This window comes from uncultured Thiocystis sp., from assembly GCF_903866365.1.
In the GTDB taxonomy this organism is placed as follows: Bacteria; Pseudomonadota; Gammaproteobacteria; order Chromatiales; family Chromatiaceae; genus Chromatium.
Map to the genome: position 1 here is coordinate 16,272 of NZ_CAIPNF010000187.1, position 19,466 is coordinate 35,737.

At 63.1% G+C, this 19,466-nt stretch carries 11 protein-coding genes; 6 read left to right on the forward strand and 5 right to left on the reverse strand.

What is annotated here, in order from left to right; translation table 11 throughout:
• Positions 1-6 precede the first annotated feature (6 nt).
• Genes glgX through QZY07_RS10660 form a run of 4 tightly spaced genes read left to right on the forward strand, consistent with a single transcriptional unit; the run spans position 7 to position 6,846 of the window.
• Positions 7-2,100: a glycogen debranching protein GlgX gene (gene glgX, locus QZY07_RS10645; protein ID WP_295402294.1), complete on the forward strand. Its 2,094-nt coding sequence runs from the start codon at positions 7-9 to the stop codon at positions 2,098-2,100.
• Positions 2,097-3,239, forward strand: a complete 1,143-nt coding sequence (locus QZY07_RS10650) for an efflux RND transporter periplasmic adaptor subunit (protein ID WP_295402295.1) — start codon at positions 2,097-2,099, stop codon at positions 3,237-3,239. Before glgX ends, QZY07_RS10650 begins: the two co-directional genes overlap by 4 nt.
• Positions 3,236-6,343: an efflux RND transporter permease subunit gene (locus QZY07_RS10655; protein ID WP_295402297.1), complete on the forward strand. Its 3,108-nt coding sequence runs from the start codon at positions 3,236-3,238 to the stop codon at positions 6,341-6,343. Before QZY07_RS10650 ends, QZY07_RS10655 begins: the two co-directional genes overlap by 4 nt.
• Positions 6,344-6,402: 59 nt before the next feature.
• Positions 6,403-6,846 carry a DoxX family protein gene (locus QZY07_RS10660; RefSeq protein ID WP_295402299.1) on the forward strand — a complete coding sequence of 148 codons (444 nt, stop codon included), beginning with the start codon at positions 6,403-6,405 and terminating at the stop codon, positions 6,844-6,846.
• On the opposite strand, the gene QZY07_RS10665 is transcribed toward QZY07_RS10660, so the two are convergent.
• The 4 genes from QZY07_RS10665 to QZY07_RS10680 form a co-directional block, all read right to left on the reverse strand.
• The gene (locus tag QZY07_RS10665; RefSeq protein ID WP_295402300.1) at positions 6,841-8,193 is read right to left on the reverse strand and encodes a hypothetical protein; all 1,353 of its coding nucleotides are present in this window, start codon (positions 8,191-8,193) and stop codon (positions 6,841-6,843) included. The two genes, QZY07_RS10660 and QZY07_RS10665, sit on opposite strands and share 6 nt — an antisense overlap.
• A 293-nt stretch (positions 8,194-8,486) precedes the next feature.
• On the reverse strand, positions 8,487-11,933 hold the full coding sequence (locus QZY07_RS10670) for an acyl-[ACP]--phospholipid O-acyltransferase (protein ID WP_295402302.1): 3,447 nt from the start codon (positions 11,931-11,933) through the stop codon (positions 8,487-8,489).
• A 138-nt stretch (positions 11,934-12,071) separates the two neighbouring features.
• Entirely contained in the window at positions 12,072-12,515 is a 444-nt protein-coding gene (locus QZY07_RS10675; protein WP_295402336.1) for a DUF29 domain-containing protein, read from the reverse strand.
• A 47-nt stretch (positions 12,516-12,562) separates the two neighbouring features.
• Entirely contained in the window at positions 12,563-13,690 is a 1,128-nt protein-coding gene (locus tag QZY07_RS10680) for a glycosyltransferase (protein WP_295402304.1), read from the reverse strand.
• A gap of 273 nt (positions 13,691-13,963) precedes the next feature.
• On the opposite strand from QZY07_RS10680, the gene QZY07_RS10685 reads away from it, so the two are divergent.
• Complete coding sequence (locus QZY07_RS10685) at positions 13,964-16,471, forward strand: trypsin-like serine protease (RefSeq protein ID WP_295402306.1); 2,508 nt, start codon at positions 13,964-13,966, stop codon at positions 16,469-16,471.
• 98 nt (positions 16,472-16,569) lie between these two features.
• The gene (locus QZY07_RS10690; RefSeq protein WP_295402308.1) at positions 16,570-17,148 is read left to right on the forward strand and encodes a DUF3782 domain-containing protein; all 579 of its coding nucleotides are present in this window, start codon (positions 16,570-16,572) and stop codon (positions 17,146-17,148) included.
• A 664-nt stretch (positions 17,149-17,812) separates the two neighbouring features.
• On the opposite strand, the gene QZY07_RS10695 is transcribed toward QZY07_RS10690, so the two are convergent.
• On the reverse strand, positions 17,813-19,405 hold the full coding sequence (locus tag QZY07_RS10695; RefSeq protein WP_295402311.1) for a hypothetical protein: 1,593 nt from the start codon (positions 19,403-19,405) through the stop codon (positions 17,813-17,815).
• Positions 19,406-19,466 lie beyond the last annotated feature (61 nt).

Genomic DNA, 19,466 nt, shown 5'->3' on the forward strand with positions numbered 1-19,466 from the left:
AGCCTGATGGAAGCGCGAATCGATCTGTACCCGACGCAAACCATTTCCGGTTATTCCGTCCGCCCCGGACGTGCGCTGCCCTATGGCGCCACCCTGGTTCCTGGCGGGGTCAATTTCTCGATTTTCTCCTCGGTTGCCACGGCCTGCACCCTGGTGCTGTTCGAGAAAGACGGCGGCGCGCCGCTCGCGGAGCTGCCGTTGCCTGATGCCTTCCGCATTGGCGATGTCTGGAGCATCACGGTGTTCGGACTCGACCCCGAGGCCTTCACCTATGGCTTTCGCATCGACGGACCCAATGACCGCGGCGCAGGACATTGGTGCGACCGCTCGCAAGTTCTGCTCGATCCGCGCGCGCGCGCCATGACCGGCCGCGATTGCTGGGGCGTGGAACCCAACCCGGACGATCCCTATCCCTATCGCGCCTTCGTCGCGCCGGAAGACTTCGACTGGCAGGGCGACCAGCCGCCCGGCTATGCGCTGGAAGACCTGGTCATTTACGAAATGCACGTGCGCGGCTTCACCCGCCATCCGTCCTCCGGGGTCAAGCATCCCGGCACCTATGCCGGGCTGGTCGAGAAGATCCCCTATCTGGTCGAGCTGGGCGTGAATTGCGTCGAGCTGCTGCCGATCTTCGAGTTCGATGAGTTCGAGCTGTCGCGCCCCAACAGCCAGACCGGCCGGCTGAACATGAACTATTGGGGCTACAGCACCGTCGGCTTTTTCGCGCCCAAGGCCGGCTATGCCGCGACCGGCGCGGCGGGTATGCAGTGCGATGAGCTGAAAACCATGGTGCGGGCGCTGCACGCGGCGGGCATCGAGGTCGTGCTCGATGTGGTGTTCAACCACACCTGCGAGGGCGACCACCGCGGCCCGACCATCAGCTTCCGCGGGCTGGATAACAAAACCTACTACCTGTTGACGCCCGAGGGCTTCTATCACAACTTCAGCGGTTGCGGGAACTCGATGAACTGCAACCATCCGGTCGTGCGCGAGCTGGTGCTCGAATGCCTGCGCTACTGGGTGGCGGAATACCACATCGACGGTTTCCGCTTCGATGCGGCGGCCATCCTCGGACGCGGCGCGCATGGCGGGCCGATTTCCAACCCGCCGGTGCTGGAGGAGGTCGCGACCGACCCGGTGCTGAGCAAGACCAAGCTCATTGCCGAGGCCTGGGACGCCGGCGGCCTCTATCTGCTCGGGCAATTCCCGAATTACGGGCGCTTCGCCGAATGGAACGGCAAGTTCCGCGACGATGTGCGCGATTATCTGCGCGGCGAGCCGGAACGCGCCGGCCTGCTCGCGACCCGGCTGGCCGGCTCGCCCGATCTGTACGAAGCCTCCGGTCGCGGTCCGCGCGCCTCGGTGAATTTTGTCACCTGTCATGACGGTTTCACCCTGCGCGATCTGGTCAGCTACAACACCAAGCACAACGCGGAAAACGACGAAGGCAACCGCGACGGCATCGACGACAACCGCAGTTGGAACTGTGGCGTCGAGGGCGACACCGACGACCCCGAGATTCTGGCTCTGCGCGCGCGCCAGTGCCGCAACGCCATGCTGGCGCTGATGGTCAGTCGCGGCATTCCGATGCTGCTAATGGGCGACGAGGCGGGACATACCCAGCGCGGCAACAATAACGCCTACTGCCACGACAGCGAAGCCTATTGGCTCAATTGGTCGGCGATGGACAAGGACATGCTGGCCTTCGCCCGCCAGGCCATCGCTCTGCGCCGCCGCCATCCGGTGTTGCGCGTGCCGGCGCACCCGCGCTCCGATCGCCCCGGCGCGCTCGGCTTTCCCGAGGTGTCCTGGCACGGCTGGCAGCCCGGGCAGCCGGACTGGTCCTCGCGCCTGCTGGTCGGTGTGTTCGCCGGCGAGTTCGCGGGTCAGGCCGATGTCGTGCTCTTTGGCTGGAATAGCGGCTGGACGGCGGAGGACATCGAGCTGCCCGCGGCGCCGTCCGGATACGCCTGGTTTGCCGAAATCAATGTCACCGCCCCAACTGCCGCGCGCGAGCCGCTCGGCGCGCGGTTTCTGATTGGCCCGCGTTCGGCGATCGCGCTGGCGCTCGTTCCGCTCGACGAGGGGGGGCGGGCATGACCGCCCGCTGCGGCAAGAACCCCGCGGGCGGGCGCTGGCTGGGACTGGCGCGCGCGCTGCTCGTCGGCCTTGGCGCGCTGCTCGCGGTCGGCTGCGACCCGCCCCCGCCGGCCGCCGTGCTCGCGCCGCATCCGGTCGTCACGGTGCAGCCGCGGGTCGCGCGGGTACCGGTCTATATCGATGAGATCGGGCGCTGTCTGCCGACCAATCGGGTCATGATCCAGCCGCAGGTCTCCGGCCTGTTGCTGTCATCCCATGTGCGCGATGGCGCGGACGTACATCGGGGCGATCTGCTGTTTGAGCTTGACGCCAAGACCTATCAGGTCGCGCTCGACCGTGCCAACTCCAAGCTCGCCGAGATCGAGGCCAAGGCCGAATTCGCCAAGGCGCAGCTCGCGCGCAACACCAAGCTGCGCGAGCGCGACGTGCTCGCGACCCGCGATCTCGACGACGCGCGCAAGAGCGAGCTGGAAGCCGAGGCCGAGGTGCTGACGGCGCGCGCCGATATCGAAGCCGCGCAGATCGACCTCAAGTACTGCGCGATCCGCTCGCCAATCGATGGCCGCGCCGGTCATCGCCTGGTCGATCCGGGCAACATCGTCAGCGCGAATGCGACCGAGCTGATCGAAATCCAATGTTTCGATCCGATTTTCGTCGAGCTGGCGTTGCCCGAGGAACAGCTTCCGGAGGTCCGCGAGCACATCGCCACGGGCGAGCTGAGCCTGATCGCCGCCTACCCGGACGCCCCGTCCGTCGCGCGCGAGGGGAAGCTGGTCTTTCTCGACAGCGCCGTCAACGCGCGCACCGGCACCGTACTGCTGCGCGGCCTGTTCGAGAACAAGGATCGCGTCTTCTGGCCCGGCCAGTTCGTGACGGTGCGCATCCTGCTCGACTGGCTCGATGACGCGCTGCTGTTGCCGAAAGAAGCCGTGCAGACAGGCGTCGATGGCCCCTATCTGTTCGTCGTCAATACCGATGACACCGTCTCCCAGCGCCCGATCCGCATCGGGCAGCGACACGGCGATGACATTCTGGTCACGGAGGGCCTGAAGCCGGACGAAACGGTCGTGCTCGTCGGGCAAATCGGTTTGCGCGAGGGTGCCAGGGTTCGCGTCCAGCCGGCCGGCACCTCCCGATGAGCGGCCACCTGTCGGAGCCATTTGTCCGCCGGCCGGTGATGACCAGCCTGCTCGCGCTGTGCGCGGCGCTCTTTGGCGTCCTGGCCTATTTAAGCTTGCCGATCAACGACCTGCCTGCGGCCGATGTGCCCGTGATCACGGTCAGCGCGAGCTATCCGGGGGCGACGCCCGAAGCCATGGCCAGCCTGATCGCGACCCCGCTGGAGAAGCAGTTCCTGCAAATCCCCGGCATTCGCCTGATGACCTCGAGCAGCCAGCAGGGATTTACCAGCCTGGTGCTGGAGTTCGCGCTTGAAAAGAGCGTCGATGCCGCCGCCACCGATGTCCAGGCCGCCATTGCCCAGGCCAGCGCCAGTTTGCCAGCCGATCTGCCCGCGCCACCGGTGTTCTCCAAGTACAACCCCAACGACCAGCCGATCTATTACTTCTCGCTGAGCAGCGAGACCATGCCCGAGGCGGAACTCTACGATCTGACCTCCACTCAGGTCGCGCGCCGGATCGGCACGCTGCCCGGCGTATCGCGCGTAGACATCTACGCGCCGCGCGGCGCCGTGCGCATCAAGGCCGATCCATCCAAGCTGGCCGCGCGCGACCTGACCCTGACCGACTTGGTCGCGGCGGTCGAGCACGGTACCGCCTACGAAGGCTCCGGCCAGCTCGACGGCGCGGCGCGCTCCCTGCTGCTCAAGCCCTTAGGCCAGCTTGAAACCGCGGACGACTACCGGAGCCTCATCATGGCGGTGCGCGACGGCTCGGCGATCTATGTCGGCGATGTCGCCGAGGTGGTCGATTCGGTGCAGAACGAGCGCCAGAAGACCGTGGTCTGGGAGCGCGGCGCACCCAATCGCGGCTCCGCCATCGTCGTTGGCATTTCGCGCCAGACCGGAACCAATGTCATCGCGACCGCCGACGCGCTGCAGAAACTGCTGCCGGAACTGCGCGACAGCCTGCCCGGTTCGGTTACCCTGACCGAGCTGTACGACCGCGCGCAAATCATCCGCGACTCGATCAAGGATGTGCGGGAAACCCTGCTGATCGCCTTTCTGTTGGTCGTCGCCGTGATCTTCCTGTTTCTCGGTCGCGTGCGCGACACCCTGATCCCGGCCATCGCCCTGCCGGTGTCGCTGTGCCTGACCTTCATCGCCATGCGGGTGCTGGGCTACAGCCTCGACAACCTGTCCCTGCTCGCGCTGACGCTGTCCATCGGCTTTCTGGTCGATGATGCGATCGTGTTTCTGGAGAACACCGTGCGCCGCATGGAGGCCGGAGAAAACGCGGCGGACGCAACCCTCGCCAGCGCGCGGGAAATCAGCTTTACCATCCTGTCGATGACCCTGTCGCTCGCCGCCGTCTTCCTCCCGCTGGTGTTCATGCCCGGCGTGCTCGGCCGCCAGCTCCAGGAGTTTGCCATCGTCATCATCATCGCCATCCTGGCCTCGGGGATCGTCTCGCTTACACTGACCCCGCTGATGTGCGCGCGCCTGCTGCGCGGGCACGCACCGGGCGAGCAACGCGGGCTGGAGGGTCTGTCCCAACGCCTGTCCGCGCGCCTGGCGCAAGCCTACGGTCGCTCGCTGCGCGGGGTTCTGCGCTATCCGCTGGTTTCGCTTGGCGTCTGGCTGCTGTGTCTGGGCGGCAGCGTCGCGTTCTTCGTGCTGGTGCCCAAGTCCCTGCTGCCGACCGGCGACAGCGGCTTTGTGCGCGGTACTCTGCAAACCCAGGAAGGCACCTCGCCCGCGCGCATTGAGGAATTTCGCAAACAGGCCGAGGCGATCATGCGAGCCGACGAGGCGGTGCAGACCACCCTAACCTACACCGGCGTCACCGGCACCGGCCTGGCATCGTCCCAGGGGCGCTTGATCGCCTTCCTCAAACCGCGCGCCGAGCGCCCGCCCATCGACCGCGTGATCGCCCGGATGGCCGCCCCCATCAACGCCATCCCCGGCGCTCAGGCCGTCCTCCTGGCCAGCCCGGTGTTGCAGGTGAGCGTCGGCGCCACTCCGACCAACCAGGGCAAATTCGCCTACGCCATCACCGGACTCGATCGCGCCGAGGTCAACCAGGCCGCGCTCGCGCTGGTCGATCGTCTGCGTGCCTATTCCGGTTTTTTGTCCGTCAATACCGATCTGCGCCTGAGCACGCCAATGCTCGACATCGAAGTGCTGCGTGAGCGCGCGTCGAGCTATGGCGTCGCGGTGTCGGCCATTCTCGACACCATTCGCGTGGCGTATTCGCAGAACTACGCCTACCTGATCAAGAAGGGCAACGACCAGTATCAGGTGATCGTCGAGGTTGCCGATCGTCTGCGCGACGACGCCGCCGACCTTGGCCGGCTCTATGTGCGCAGCCTGCATGGCGAGCTGGTGCCGCTGCGCGCGGTGGTGCGCTGGACCGAAACGACCGGCCCGCAAACGGTCAACCATATCAATCAGTTTCCCGCCGTTACGGTGTTCTTCAATCTGGCACCAGGCACCAGCATTGGCGAAGCGGCGACGGTGGTCGAGGCGGCGGCGAAAGAGATCCTGCCCCAGGGCGTCTCGGGCCGGATGCAGGGCGAGGCCCGGATCTTTCAGGAGACCATGGCCAGTCTCGGCATTCTGATGCTGTTTGCCGTGCTGGCGATGTATGTGATCCTCGGCATCCTGTATGAAAGCTATCGCCATCCGCTCACGGTTCTGAGCGCCCTGCCGGTGGCAGCGGTGGGCGGTCTGGCCTGTCTGCTGCTGCTTGGCCTGGAGGCGTCGCTCTATGCCTATGTCGGCATGTTCCTGCTGATTGGCATCGTCAAGAAAAACGGCATCATGATGGTCGATTTCGCGCTCCAGCGCATGGCCGAGGGCCAGGATGCCGTGGCCGCCGTGCAGCAGGCCTGCGTGGAGCGCTTTCGCCCGATCATGATGACCACCTTGGCCGCCGCCATGGGCGCGGTGCCGCTCGCACTCGGCTATGGCGCCGACGGCGCGTCGCGTCAGCCGCTCGGCGTGGTCATCCTCGGCGGGCTCGCGATTTCCCAGCTCATCACGCTCTATGTGACCCCGGCGATTTTTCTGCTGCTTGAACCGCGGCGGAAAGCCGCGCATTCGCTGGCGCAACCATCCGACTGATGATGGTCGCGCCGGGATTCTCATCGCGCTTCACTCAACCCCCTGATGGATGGATCACTATGAAACCGTTTCTGCCCGGCCCATGGCCCGACCTGGGTATACTCTTCCTCCGCCTCGGCGCCGGCATCACCATGATGGTTCATGGGGGGCTCAAATTTGCTGGCGGACAGTCCTTTCTCTCCACTGTTGGAGCCAACTGGTCCGCCGCCATTGGCATTCACTTCGCTCCACTGTCCTGGGGTATCTTCGTTGCCCTGGTCCAGACCCTCGGCGGCTTGCTGATCGCCGTCGGCTTCCTTTCCCGCCCCGCGGCGATCCTCCTCACGTTCGTCATGGCGGTTGGCGCGGTCATGGTCTATCAGAAAACCGGCATGACCTTTAAGGAATGGTCCCATCCTTTGGAGGCGGCGCTGACCTGCCTGGCGATTTTTGTCATGGGTAGCGGGCGCTTCAGTCTCGAAGCAAACAGGATTCGCGGGCGATCGGCTGGCCCCAATCTATAGGTGCTGAATCAGCTCAACCCCATATTCGCCGGTGATCACATTCGCGCGGAACCGATAAATGCCATCGCGCGGGCACTCGAAAGTCATCGCCGGCGGATTGCCGTGCGTGGCGAGGCGGCGATAGCCGTCATAGGGATAATCGGCAAAGGCCCAGAACCAGCCGGCGCCATTGGCGGCATATTTGTATTGGTAGGCGCGGCCGGCCTTCAGGCGTAAATCCTTGCTAAATACGCCATCGCCCGCCGGTGTCATGTGGTGCATCGGATCGAGCGGGTTCCAGCCCTGAGCACCATCCGCCGCAAACTCAATAAAATCCCCGGCAATGGCCAGGGTCTCCACGTTGATCGCCGGCTCGACCGGCGGATCGAACCAGTAGATCCCGTCGGCCGGATTGAGCGTCACCCGATAGGCGCCATCCGCCGGGACGCGAAAGTGAATGTTCGATTCCTGCGGGGCGGAATGCCAGGTCTTGCCCCAATGACCGCCCGTGCCGATGCTGTCGAGCGCCCAACTCCCGTCGATGGAAAAATTCATCGTATAGATGCCGGTTCCGGCGGCGCCGGTGGTCTTGAGGTTCAGTGTCTTGTGCCAAAGACCATCCTCACCGCTGTCCATATCGTGCTCCGGAGCCAGCGGATTCCAGGGATCGGCGACGACATCGCCATCGATCTGGTATTCCTCCACCTGAAAGAAGCTGACCGGCGGCTTGATCTCGAAGCGATAGTCCTCGGGCCATACCGTCAGGGTGTAATCGCCATTGCGCGGTACGCGGAAAATCAGCGCCGTTTCCTCGATGTGACCCACGCGGCTATCGTAGCCGTTGCCGCCCGCGAGTCGCCCCGGCTGATTCAGGATGGCACTGAAGCCATGATCGGAATTGTGGTTCGCCGAGATCAGCGTCTGGTAAACGCCATCCCCTTCGTGCCCACCCTTGGTCGTGAGCGGCAGCGTGATCGACCAGGAACCGTCCGCATTGCGGTGTAATTCATGCGCCGGCACCCATTCGTCCCAGCGCTCGGCGGGGCGCATGCGCCGACCGTCGAAGCACTCGAAGGCGCCCTCCCGGTCGTGGACGAAGCCATTCCACTGCATGGATTCGATCCGGTCGAACTCCTCGACCGGCGGAGAGATCTCGTAGCGGCGCCGATGCGGATCGAAGATCACCTGATAGGCGCCGTTGCTCGGCACGCGGAAGATGACGTTTCCGGCAAAGGCCGAATTGGTGCCACTGAGCAGTTGACCCGCTTCGCGGCCACGCTTATAGACCTCCCGCAACTCCTGGTTGGTAAAAAACCGTATGGCATAGACCCCGTCCGCGTTGCGCCCACCCGTGGTCCTCAGTTGCAATACTTCAGTGAAAGTGCCATCGCCCGCCGATCGCATCGCATTTGTTTCAACGAAAGGATTCCAAGACCCCCGACTTTCTCGAACGGTCCCAACAAGCTGCGCCGTGGCTATGGGCTGAGCAATAGCCTTTTCGGGGTTAGTGCCAATAAAGAAAAGAATTCCACTCATCACGAGCAGTGCTTGCAGAAATTTCGGAATCATGATCTCGAAGTCTTTTATCATGTAGATCACCAATATTTTATAGTCAGTTAATGTGAGATCCGGATGTTAATTGTTCGCCCCCTGGAACGGTCTCAGGCCGCCAGGGCAAGACGCCGCACCGCGCCAAAATCGGTTTTGCCACTGCCGAGCTTGGGGATCGAGTCGACCCGCAGAACCTGCGAGGGGATGCTCAGCGGATTGAGACCGGCCGCCAGCAGCTGCCGGCGCAGCCCGTCCGGATCGATGTCCCCGGCAACCAGCAGCAGGATGCGTTCGCCCTTGCGCTCGTCGGGCAGATTCACCGCCGCGACCTCCAACTCGGGCTGGCCGAGCGCCCGTCGTGCCTGTTCCTCGACCGCGCTCAGGCTGATCATCTCGCCGCCCAGCTTGGCGAAGCGGGAGTAGCGGTCGACGATGGTCAGGAAGCCGTCGAGGTCCAGATGTCCCTTGTCGCCGGTCTTGTACCAGCGCATGCCGTCCAGCTCGACGACCGCCTCGGCGGTCTTCTCGGGTGCCTGGAGATAGCCTTTCATGACCTGCACGCCGCCGATCAGGATCAACCCGTCCTCGCCCGCCGGCAGCGTCTCCAGCGCGACCGGATCGACGACGCGGAAACTGGTCCCCGGTAGCGGCATGCCAACGGTGCCGGGGCGCGAGCCGGACTGGATCTTCCAGGTCTCGGTCTCCAGCGCGTCCGGGACGTTGACGCTGGCGACCGGCGTGGTCTCGGTCGCGCCATAGCCCTCGTAGATCGGCTTATGGAACTTGAGTGCGAAGGCTTCGCGCACCTCCGGTCCCAGTCGCTCGGCACCGGCGACGACGATCCGCAGCGACTGGAGCATCAGCGGATGCACGCGCTTGTTGCGGGTGTAGAGCCGCAGGAAGGTCGAGGTGCTGCACAGCACCGTGGCGCGATGACGGGCGATGGCTTTAGCGGTGCCGGGCGCGTCGGTGGGGTCGGGGTGACAGACCATGGGGATGCCTTCCAGCAGCGGAAGGAAGGTGGTCGCGGTCAGCCCGAAGGCATGAAACAGCGGCAGGTTGGCCATGATGACGTCGCTGCGTTCGGTATTGAGCACGTCCGAGATCTGGCGCACGTTGGCCATGATGTTGCGGTGCGTGAGTTCGATCCCCTTGGGCGCGCCCTCGCTGCCGCTGGAAAAGAGGATCGCGGCGGTGTCGTCCGGCTTGGCGTGGTCGCCGAACAACCAGAGCAAGGCGCGCGCGGGCAACAGACTCGACAGCCCCAGCATGGCCAGGGCGCTCAACCGGCCGATCCCGGCGCGCATGCCTTCCATCGGATGCAGGGTCACGTCCGGCAGGGTCGCGCCGAGATCGATCCCGCGCTGTTCGAGCTTGCGCAGAAAGCGGTCGGCGGTGATGACATGCCGAATGCCGGCCTGCGCGACACCGGCCCGTAACGCCTCGGCGCTGGCGGTGTAGTTCAGATTCACCACGGTCTTGCCCGCCATCAGCGCGGCCAGGTTGGCGATGGCCCCGGCGCTGCTCGCGGGCAGCAGGATGCCGATGGCCGGCTCCGGCGCGAGCCGGCGCACCCGTCCGGCGAACAGCAGCACACCGACGATCAGACGGCGATTGGTCAGCGAGGTGCCGATGGAGTCGATGATCGTCACGGCGCCGGGATCGCGCTTGGCGGTCGCGAGCCAGGCTGCCGGCAGGGTTGGCAGGCTCGTCACATAGGTCTGCCAGGAGGTGACCGAGAGCTCGAACACTGCCTGTTTGACCCGCTCGGCGGTGGCATCCAGCGGCAGGGTGGGGCCAAAGGCGACGATGACCTCGCACATCCGACCCTCGCGACGATTGGACTTGAGTTTGTCGCTGGCATAGGAGAAGCGGCTGCCCCAGAGACCGCGCTGATAGAAGGGCAGGATGACGCCCGAGCTGGCCGCGCGCGCCGACAGCTCGAATCCGCGCTTGAACTCGGAGAGCTGGCCGTTCTTGCTCAACGTCCCTTCGGGGAAGATGCACACGACCTCGCCCGCGTCCAGCAGCCGGGTCACGGTCCCGATCGCCTGCCGGCTGCTCCCCCGCGAGATCGGAATCACGCCGAAGAAATCCAGAAACCAGCGCAGATACCAGCGTTCGTAGATCACCCGTTCCATGACGAAGCGCACCGGGCGCGGGCTGGCCATCTGCATCATCGCCCAGTCGATCCAACTGACATGATTGCCGAGCATCAGCACGCCGCCCTGCGCCGGCAGGTTTTTCAGGCCCATGACATTGAGCCGGTAACGGGTCGACATCGCGCGGCCGATGAGAAAGCGCACCAGCGACTGCGGCAGTTGATAGAGCGTGTAAAAGGCGCCGAGCAGGGCAATGACGGCCAGCGCGAGCATCAGGGCCAGACCGCCGATGTGGAGATAGGCCGCGGCGACCGTGAGGGCGAGAAAACTCAGCATCAGGATGTTCTGGATGAAATTGTTGGCCGCCAGCACCCGCCCCAGATCGTCCTCGCCCGCGTTGAACTGGATCAGCGCGTTCAGCGGTACCAGATACAGTCCGGCCAGAACACCGAGCAGCAGAAAGTTGATCCCATGCGCCCAGGCCGAGCTAAGTCCGGGCAGCAGGAACAGGGTCGCGGCGATGCCGAGCGCGCCGATCGGGATCAGCGCGGTCTCGATGTGATCGCGCGAGACCCGCCCGGCGACGATCGAACCCAGGATGATGCCGAGCCCCGAACAGGCCAGCATGCCCTGTATGACCACAGTGTTGGTCTCGCCCAGCGTCTCCTTCGCGAAGGCGGGGAAGACCGCCAGCATCACCTGCGAGATCGACCAGAAGATCGCCAGCCCGACGATCGACAGCCAGATCACCTGATTGTCCCAGGCGTCATGCAGATTGTGTCGCAGATACCGCCCGCCGAGGTACTGACTCCAGTCGAAGCGCATCGCGGCGCCTGGATTCCTCTGGGGCAGACGGTAGGCCATGAAGACTTCGGTCAGCGAACAGAGCACCAGGATCCAGCCCAATGGCGCGATCAGGCCCATGACCTCGCCGGGCGTGGCAAAGCTGGTGTCGCTCAGACGGCCCTCGAAGAGGATGGAAAAGACGAAGATTCCGGCCAGAATCGCCGTGGTGGTGGTTGCCTGGACCCAGCCGTTGGCGGCGGCCAGCGCTTCCTTGCCGACCAATTCCTTGATGTAACCGTATTTGGCCGGCGAATAAATGGCGGCCTGCGCACCCAGCAGAAAGGTCATGGCAAAGGCCGGCCAGAACCAGCCGAGGTAATAGCAGAGCGTGATCGCCAGGGTGAGCGCGACCGCGATCCAGGCGCTCACGCGCATCACGCGGTTCTTCGGGAAGCGGTCGGCCAGGAAACCGGACGGCGTGAACAGCAGCACGAAGGGCAGCAGGATCAATGCGTTGACGATGGCGGTCAGCAGGATCTGCGCCTCGCCGTCATAGGTTTTGAACAGCGTATTCTGGATGACGATCTTATGCCCCAGGTCGACGAAGGCATTGAGAAAGAGCATCAGGATATAGGAGAGAAAGCCGGTGATGCGAAATAACTGACCCATGGACTGTGCCTTATTGATGCGCCGATCCCCGTGGATCCTTGGCGCGGAATGGATAGGATTAACAGAACTCGGATGCCTTTGTGCGGTTCGCCTTTCTGGCCGGCGTATCCAAATTCAGCATCCTCAGGCGTCCGCCCTTCACGGCTGGGCCGGTCTGTCCGGAAACCAGGTCTCCGCAAGGATCTCCTCCGGACTCCAGGGGCAGGTCTCCGGGAAATCGGAGAGCCCGGTTGCCTCGGCGGCCTGCGCGATCCCGTCATCCCACACGGCGTTCCACCAGGCGGGTTCCTTGAGTTTGACGCGCAGGCTGGGCGTCTCTTCCAGGCGCCTGAGGATCCCGCGGCGCTGATTGCGGATCGTGATTTGCCAGCTCGCGCCCCGGCGTTCGGGCTGAAACCGCCATTTGAGCAGATGCGCCAGTAACACCGCCATCCGGTTCGTCAGTTCGCGCTGCTCGCTCTTGCCCACGTCCTCGATCTCCTCGGCGATGTGTTCCAGGTCGAGCAATTCGAAACGGCGCGCGCGGATCAGCGCGGCTTGCTCGTTCGCCCAGGCAACGATGTCTCGATCATAGGTTTGCATCGGTTTCACCCATTTTCCTCAAGATCATCCCATCGGACAGGAATCGGTCAATCGAATGCGCCGCTCGTTGGTTTCCTGAGTGCCCGCAGATAACGCTCGGCGCTGCGACTTTGCTCATATTCTGCAACGGCGCCGCGCAGAGTCGCCGACGGGAGCGGATGCTCCAGTGTTGTCCGCATGGCCTCGGCCATCGCCTCCACGTCGCCCACCGGCACCAGAGGTCCATAACGTCCGCCATCCAGGAGTTCGGAGGGACCGCTCGGGCAGTCGGTCGCGACCACCGGCACCCCAAGCGCCATCGCTTCGGTCAGCACATTGGGTGAACCTTCCCAAGCGGACGACAACACGAAGACTCCGGCCCGTGCCAAAAAAGGATAGGGGTTTGTCTGGAAACCGGGCAGGTCGACGCTGTCGCTCAGTTCCAGTTCGGCAATCAGTGCCATCAGTTTGGCGCGTCCGGAACCCTCGCCAAGGATCAGCAGCCGGCAGTCGCCGGTCTCACGCAGTCGCGCGAAGGCGCGAATCAGGGTCGGAAAATCCTTCTGACGTTGCAACCGTCCCGCGCCTAGGATCACCGGCGGTTGACCGGGCGCCAGCCAGGGGTGCGGGCAGGAAGCCGCCGCCTGGGTCTCCAGCTCCGGGGTAATGACCGGATTACGGATGACTCCGATCCGTTGGCGCGGGATGCGGGCGATGTCAGCGGTGTCGTCGGCGACCCCATTCGACACGGCGATGATGCGGTCGATCCGCGGATAGAGCAGACGGATCGGCGCATACCGCAACCAACGCTCGGGGGGGGTGCGCTCGGCCATGGCGGTCGAGAGATTGGTTCCTAAACGAAGCAGGATGCGCGTGTCGGTTCGCGCCAGCGCGCGCGCCAGCACGGCGGCGCGTCCAGCCCGATCCTTGGCTGCCAGCAAGGCGGCCGGACGACGCTCGCGTAAATAACGGGCAAGCGCCGGAATCGCGAGAAAGGTGTGGTCTGCCTCGAGTCGAATCTGGTTGACCTGAGCGGGTAGCCGGGTCAAATGGGGACTGTCGGCACGCACGAGAACCAGATCGACCGGCTGTCCCAGATCCACGAAGCCACGCAGCAGATTGATCAGCATGCGCTCGACGCCGCCGCTCCCCGAGAAGGAGGCGAAGACGGCGATGGGCGGCGGTGTCGTGGACATGGAGACATCCGGTCTGTGGGAGGACATTGGCGGGATGATACGCGATCATAGGCGTCCGTCGACTGCCGCTGGCCGGCGACCGCCAGCGCCGCGACTGTTCATGGATTGTTGCTATATTTGGCGAGGGCGCATGGCACTTTGGCGGGAGGATAACGGGTGTGATCCAGGTCACTGCCGTGCATGTTCGTGAGCGTCCATTGGTGGCGAAGCCGCTTCAGGTGTCTTATTCTCCGGTATTCCAACGCAAACAATTATTTCGCAGGAGTCGTCGAGATGGAAATAACACGGCTGACCGGAAGGCTGGCCTTACTGATTCCGCTGATCATCTCCGGTATCGCCTCTGCGGTGGATGTCTTTCCGGAACAGAAGATCGCGGGCGTGACCGCGCAGGCGCGCCAACTTGAGCAGAAAACCGCCTTGCAGCGCTTGCAAACCCTGGTCGGACAACGCCCGACGACCGCCGCCGCGCGGGCCGAACTGACCTCGGACGATCGGGAGAGCATCGCGCGGTACAACCAGACGGCCCCCAGCGGAGCGCCGCTGAAGGTGGGCGTCGTCAAGCCGATCCAACTCGACATTGACCTCAAGCCGCTTGACGTCGCCGCGATGACCGAGCAGACCTACAGCTTTCTCGGCGGCACGGTGCGGCGTACCGGCGGTCTCCTGACCCTGGCCATCCGGCTGGACACCGAGGGCGCCGCGGTTTCGCGGGTGCGCATCGACAACCTCCGCTTACCCGAAGGCGCGGTGATCCACGTCGACAACAATACCAGCGAAGCGCGCTCCTATTCTGGTCGTCAAAGCAGTTTCTGGACGCACTCCATCTCGGGAAATCAGATCTATCTCCAGGTTGAGTTGCCTGATCAAGCCTCTGACGACGCGAGTTTCCAGATCGGCGCCGTGATGCTGCTCGACACCGCCTCCCAGGCGTTCTGCCCGATCAATGCCGGCTGCATCCAGGACGGATCCTGTTATGACACAACCGATTGGAGCGAAATTGACAAGGTTCGCAAGGCTATTGCGCGCATCAACTTCATTGAGGACGAGGGAGGGTATCTCTGCACTGGCGGCTTGCTGGCCGACACCGACCAAGCGACCACCATCCCCTATTTCCTGACCGCAAACCACTGCATCAGTACCCTCGAGGTCGCTGCGACGGTGGAGACCTGGTTTGACTACCGGACAGCGTCCTGCGGTGGAGAATGCCCCAGCGCGCCAGGCGCGTCCTCGACACTCGGTGCAACCCTGCTGCACCATTCGGCGGTCGACGATCACAGCCTACTCCTCCTGGATGAGGATCCGCCGGCGGATTCCTGGTATTTGGGCTGGACGGAAACCGCCGTTGAAAGGGATGAGGGGACGATGCTCTATCGTTTGAGTCATCCGCAAGGTTCGCCCCAGGCCTTGACGACTCACAGCATCGACGCTGGCGCCCCAATCTGCGGTGGATTGCCACGAGGAGAATTTATCTACAGTCGCGATGTGATCGGTGCGACCGAGGGCGGCAGCAGCGGGTCGCCGGTCATGCAGGCTAACGGTCAGGTGGTGGGGCAACTCTATGGTGCCTGCGGCTCGAATCTTGACGATGTCTGCGACACGGAGAGTAACGCGACGGTCGATGGGGCGTTTGCCAGTTACTACGCGGATGTCGCGAAATGGTTGAATCCGGATCCGCTAAAGTTGCCGTTGACGGTCCAGAAATTGGGTAGCGGCGAGGGGCGAGTGGTTTCGTCCCTGGCGGAGAGCGCGGACACTGATGCGCCCCTATCGCAAACTCAGTCGATCGCACAACCGAGGCTGGTCGGCGGGGTGGCGGTCGAGAGCACGGAGTGGCCCTGGCAGGCCGCACTGGAAATCAGCACCTGGCGGATCAATGGCGACCGCCCGTCCTGTGGCGGATCGGTGATCGACGCCAATTGGATCTTGACCGCCGCGCACTGTGTCGTCGATGCGAACGTCAATGACCCCTACAACCCCTATGTCACGGTGGCACCCGCGAATATCGACGTTCGCACGGGATCCGACCGCTTCGACGTCGGTGGTCAGGCATCCAAGGTCAAACGCATCGTGAGGCATCCCGAATACAATCCGCTGACTCTGGAAAACGACATTGCGCTTCTGGAACTCAAGGGGCCGGTTTTCGTGGAGCCGGTGCGTCCGGTCACGCCGGAGCGTGAAGAGACGCTCGCCTGTCTTGGCACTGAAGGGTCCGTCACTGGCTGGACTCCCAGCGATTTTTGCGGCAATCAGGTGACGCTTCTGTCGAAAGTGGATGCCACCCTGGTCGATCCGTCGAACTGTCGGGATGCCTACGAGAACGTCACCAATGACATGATCTGCACCGAATCGGAGGTTGGCGAGACCGAGGATTGTCAGCTCGACGATGGCAGCCCGCTGGTGGTCGACAATGGGCGGGGCGGCTTCGTCCAGGCCGGTGTCGTCAGTCGCGGCAACGATTGCGACTCGGCCGGCGAGCCAACCGTTCACATACGTCTCGCCAACTATGTGGAGTGGATGGAAGAAGTCACCGGCCTGGATCTCACCTCCGATGTTGGCGATGGCATCATCGACTGCGGCAGCACCTGTTCCGCCGAGTATCCCAGCGGAACCTCTGTCACCCTGACCGCGACGCCCGAGCCTGGATCAACCTTCGCCGGGTGGGGTGGCGCGTGCAGCGGCCTGGAGACCTGTGCGGGGGTTCTGACACAGGCGCAACATGTGACCGCGACCTTTAATTCGATCGAACCTCGCAAGCTCTCCTGCCCGACCATCTCACCCTGAGACTGACGCACAGGGGACTCAAGCGGCGTTCAGCCGACTTGAGTCTCCATCGGCTGCACGCACAGCAACACTTCGATGAATCCGCGAGTTTCCTCATCATGCAAACGACCGCTGACGAGGTTTGGGCCTTATTGCGCGAATTGATTGAAGCGCAGAAGGAGACCGACCGGAAATTTCAGGAAACCGACCGGAAGTTTCAGGAATCCAGCCGGAAAACTGACCGCCAGCTCAAGGAGCTGGGCAAGCAAATCGGGGGTCTGGGCGAAAAATTTGGCAGCTTCACCGAGGGTCTGGCCTTGCCCTCAATGGAGACGCTCCTGCGCGAGCGTTTCGGGATGGAAGTGGTCAGCCCGAGCGTGAGGATCAGCAAGGCCGGTCAGCATCTGGAAATCGACGTCTTGTCCTATGCCAATGGTCCGATCAACGCGGCCTATGTCGTCGAGGTGAAAAGCCATCTGCGCGAGGAAGCGATTGCGCAGTTGAAGGCGTTACTGGAACGCTTCCGTACCTTTTTTCCCGAACATCGCGACAAGCGCGTGTATGGCATCCTGGCGGCGGTGGATCTGTCGGCCGCCATGCGCGAGCGGGTGTTGAGCGAAGGCTTCTATGTCGCGCGCATTCACGATCAGGTTTTTGAGCTGGATGTGCCCGAGGGCTTTCAGCCAAGGGCGTATTGAACCGCGCCAAGGGCATCATGCGTCGTTATTGGATCGAACCTAAAAAGAGCGGTGGAACCGCAAAGCAACGACAACGACAACGATGGCGCCAAAGCCAAAGCAGGGTACGTACTGCGTACCATTAGGCGCATCGAAAAACCGCTGTGTTCAGGGAAAAAACACGGTGGTTCAATCAAGTGTCCGTGCCAACAATCGGCGTCCGCGCCGATTGAGGCGTAAGGTACGCACTGCGTACCTACCCGGCTTGTTTGGGATTCGCTGGCCTGTAGTAGGGGCGAATTCATTCGCCGCGTTGGTTGCGCGGAGACAGGGGCGAATGAATTCGCCCCGATCAAGGATGCCGCGCAACCTTCGCGTCGAGCGCATCGATCCTAGCCTTGGAGCATTGGCGGGACGGCGATCATCCCACACGAAGACCATTGATGACACGCCCTCAGAACGGAGCATGCCAGTGCGTGAGGGCGTTCAAGGCGGGAAACACGGCCGATACGGTGCCGTGAGGCGGTCGCGGTCGGCGGAGGATGGGCAGGTTCCGTTCGACGTTTCGGGGTGCGGAGCGCCCCAGGAGGCGAGACGCCGCGGAGCGGTGTCATGAGTTCAAAAACGAAACCGCCGGCAGACGTGTAAACGGCTGCCGGCGGTGTTGCGTTGAGAGATCGAGGAATCAGTTATAGGGGTTGGGCCGGTTCAGGAAGTCCTCGTAGGCGTCCGTGTCGATGGTGTTGGGGGGTAATTTGGTGCCGTGCCAGGTGAAGTTGTAGGGGCTTGAGTATGCATTCTCAGGAATCTCGACGACACCGCCATATTGACTGCAACTGCAAAGCGCCTGTGTTTGATAGGTATCGCAGGGCTCGATATTCCCTTCCTCGTCCTCTACGCCGCATCCTGGCGGAACATCCTCTATGATTAAACACCCTGTCTCGATGCCGGCAACGCATTCCGTTGGAACATTATTACAGGACAGCCCCTCGCCCCCCTCGCAATCAGCAGGGACATAGCAGGAGTTTCCGCTCTCGCATTCACAGGATCCGACAAAGCCGGTTTCCGAGGTCGTGGAGACAAACTGATGGCTCAGGCAAGGCGCGTTAAAGAGACGCTTGTGGCTGACCCGCATTAAATAAAAATTTGGATCTTTCAGCCCGAGTCGGTAGGTGGCGGATGGGTCGTTGGTGGTATCGGTATTAAAGGCGAGCAGCGGTTGGACGTTCTCTCGGGATTCTCCATTCTCCAATCGTTGCGCGGTTGCCCGATCATAGATTTCCACGAACCAGTTGCCGGGACCGCATTTTTCCTTGGCGCAGAACACCAATGTCACGATCTCATTGCCGGTGGACTGATACACATACCAATCATCCTCGCCCTGGCCCCAGACAAAGGTATCCTCGGTCGGTACGGGGAAGTTGAACGTCAGGTTGACCAACCCATACATCGTGACGCTTGTGGCCAATGGAGTGGCGTTGCTCGGGATATTGTTCGGTTCGATCTCCGAATCGTAGAAGCCCACGATGGGTTGATTGGTATCGAGCGAACTGTCCTGCAGCAAGGCCGAGATGTAGTAGGGCGAGAAATTCTGGTTACAGTCTGGATCGCTCGGCTGAATGATGGTGCAGTCGGCCGGCGGAGTGGGCTGGACTACAATGTAATAGGTGCCGATCAGTCCGAGCGTGACGCGGTAGGTGACCGCCTCGTCGCCTTCCTTGGTGGGCACACCCCCCGAAACGGCGGTATTGAAGTTAGCGAAAACATTGCCGGCGGCATCGCGAATCGTCATCTTCCAGCCCGCGAGGAGTCCGCCGGGTACCGAGAAGTTGACGATCAGATTCTGGTTGGCGACCGTGGTCTCGGTGTAGAACCAGTCCTGGTCCGCGGCGCCATAGCTCTGGCCCCAGAAATTCGCGCCCAGTTTTAGCGGGTCCGCCGCGATCAGATTGTCGTTGGGCTCCGTCTCCCCGTAAACCGGGTCAGGGATGCAGGAGGCCAGGGTGATCCCGCAGCTTTGCGGATCCGCGAGACACTGGGCGAGCTGCTGCGCGGTGCCAGCGCCGAAACCGTCGAAATAACCCAGGTTATACCTTGAGTCAAACCACTCATTGTAGGCTGACTGCCTGCCCGCATTGTACCCGTCGGTAAAGCTGGCCTGCCGATCCGCCAGACAGGGATCGCCGGGATCGGGTAAAGGGCTGAGTGTGTTGGCATGAGCCGCCGCGAAGGACATCAGCAGGACGAGACCGAGAGCCGCATGGGCGAGAGTCTTCATAGTTCATTCCTGATTCGACAGACTGGTGAGTGCCGCGCTCGGATGCTCCGGACTCCAGCGG

What these genes read in the sequence shown, in the direction of transcription:
- glgX (WP_295402294.1), top strand. Translation starts at nt 7, where the DNA reads ATGGAAGCGCGAATCGATCTGTACCCGACGCAAACCATTTCCGGTTAT.
- QZY07_RS10650 (WP_295402295.1), top strand. Translation starts at nt 2,097, where the DNA reads ATGACCGCCCGCTGCGGCAAGAACCCCGCGGGCGGGCGCTGGCTGGGA.
- QZY07_RS10655 (WP_295402297.1), top strand. Translation starts at nt 3,236, where the DNA reads ATGAGCGGCCACCTGTCGGAGCCATTTGTCCGCCGGCCGGTGATGACC.
- QZY07_RS10660 (WP_295402299.1), top strand. Translation starts at nt 6,403, where the DNA reads ATGAAACCGTTTCTGCCCGGCCCATGGCCCGACCTGGGTATACTCTTC.
- QZY07_RS10670 (WP_295402302.1), bottom strand. Translation starts at nt 11,933, where the DNA reads ATGGGTCAGTTATTTCGCATCACCGGCTTTCTCTCCTATATCCTGATG.
- QZY07_RS10675 (WP_295402336.1), bottom strand. Translation starts at nt 12,515, where the DNA reads ATGCAAACCTATGATCGAGACATCGTTGCCTGGGCGAACGAGCAAGCC.
- QZY07_RS10680 (WP_295402304.1), bottom strand. Translation starts at nt 13,690, where the DNA reads ATGTCCACGACACCGCCGCCCATCGCCGTCTTCGCCTCCTTCTCGGGG.
- QZY07_RS10685 (WP_295402306.1), top strand. Translation starts at nt 13,964, where the DNA reads ATGGAAATAACACGGCTGACCGGAAGGCTGGCCTTACTGATTCCGCTG.
- QZY07_RS10690 (WP_295402308.1), top strand. Translation starts at nt 16,570, where the DNA reads ATGCAAACGACCGCTGACGAGGTTTGGGCCTTATTGCGCGAATTGATT.
- QZY07_RS10695 (WP_295402311.1), bottom strand. Translation starts at nt 19,405, where the DNA reads ATGAAGACTCTCGCCCATGCGGCTCTCGGTCTCGTCCTGCTGATGTCC.